Source organism: Moorena sp. SIO2C4, assembly GCF_010672485.1.
GTDB lineage: Bacteria > Cyanobacteriota > Cyanobacteriia > Cyanobacteriales > Coleofasciculaceae > Moorena > Moorena producens.
The window spans coordinates 1-1502 of record NZ_JAAHGN010001416.1; the positions used below are offsets into that span (position 1 = coordinate 1).

Consider the following 1502-nt stretch of genomic DNA (forward strand, 5'->3'; position numbering starts at 1 on the left):
TATCACGGCGTGACCCACACAGCCCCTCCCCACTCGCCCTTTGCATCAAGAAATGTCTTGGCCATAAGTTACCGTTACCAAACACTGGAGGTGTCAGTGAATTTTCAATCAGTGATTGCAACATTGAATCAATTCTGGGCAAAACATGGTTGCTTGATTGCCCAGTCCTACGATACCGAGAAAGGAGCAGGGACGATGAGTCCTCATACATTCTTGAGAGCTATTGGTCCAGAACCCTGGTCAGTTGCTTATGTTGAACCATGCCGAAGACCTACCGATGGACGCTACGGCGAAAACCCGAATCGCTACCAGCACTACTACCAATACCAAGTACTGATCAAGCCGTCACTGAATAATATTCAAGATATTTACCTAGATTCCCTCAAAGCTTTAGGTATTTGCCCTGAAGACCATGACATTCGCTTTGTTGAAGACAATTGGGAATCTCCTACCCTAGGGGCTTGGGGAGTTGGCTGGGAAGTCTGGTTAGATGGCATGGAAATTACTCAATTTACCTACTTCCAACAGTGTGGTGGCATTGATTGTCGTCCTGTACCCATTGAGATCACCTATGGTTTGGAACGATTAGCTATGTATCTCCAGGAAGTAGAGGCTTTTACTAAAATCCAGTGGAATGACCAAATTAGCTATGGAGATGTTCACCTTCAGGGAGAAGTTGAACAATGTACTTATAATTTTGAATCCTCTAACCCAGATTTACTGTTCACGCTATTTGGTCTTTACGAGCAAGAGGCAGAACAACTAACCCAGCGAGGACTTGTTATGCCTACACTAGACTACGTTCTGAAGTGTTCTCACACTTTCAACTTACTGGACGCTAGGGGTGTGATTTCAGTGACTGAGCGAACTCGTTATATCGGTAGAATTCGCAATCTAGCAAGGCGAGTGGCTCAACTCTATTTGCAACAACGAGAGATGTTAGGGTTCCCGCTCAATAAACAGACCATAGCTTGAATCTAGAACACAAAGAGCTTGACCCAATCGGTAGCAGCAAGGCATTCCTACCAGTAATCACGACTGAGAGTGTATTCGCCAGGACTTACGCAAAAATGGGCATCGAAACCTATAGGTAGTAGGGTGCTTTATTAACTCACACCACATCTAGATTTACTAGGTAAGTCCTGGCACTCTTGACCCCTGTCACTGGAGGATATTGCTAGTGCTTGGAATTGCTGGATCAACGGGTCGAGCGACTACAATCCCAAGGGAATGTCTAACATGTCTGGCATACCGTTGTAAATCACGGGCAATGGTGACTCTACCGGCAGGTGATGCATGAATAAAACCGATATTCCCATCAGCAGTACGATACACTAAGCCAGTGTGGGTGACATCTAGACAAGGAATAGTAGTAGCAATGCCAATAATATCCCCTGGTTGCAGTTGATTGTAGGCTTTCCTAATCTGATCATGGGGAATGAAATTAACAGTTGTCTGCTTCAGATTAGCTTCCATGGCTACTATACACTGGTAATTTGACT

2 protein-coding genes are annotated in these 1502 nt (G+C 44.9%); one reads left to right on the forward strand and one right to left on the reverse strand.

Annotation, left to right across the window (positions count from 1 at the left end; genetic code table 11):
* The first annotated feature begins 96 nt into the window (after positions 1-96).
* Complete coding sequence (gene glyQ, locus F6K20_RS38145; RefSeq protein WP_008185010.1) at positions 97-975, forward strand: glycine--tRNA ligase subunit alpha; 879 nt, start codon at positions 97-99, stop codon at positions 973-975.
* 186 nt (positions 976-1161) lie between these two features.
* Here the strand turns inward: glyQ and F6K20_RS38150 are convergent.
* Positions 1162-1502: N-acetylmuramoyl-L-alanine amidase-like domain-containing protein (locus F6K20_RS38150; RefSeq protein ID WP_287298376.1), on the reverse strand; the 341-nt coding region annotated here is incomplete at its 5' end.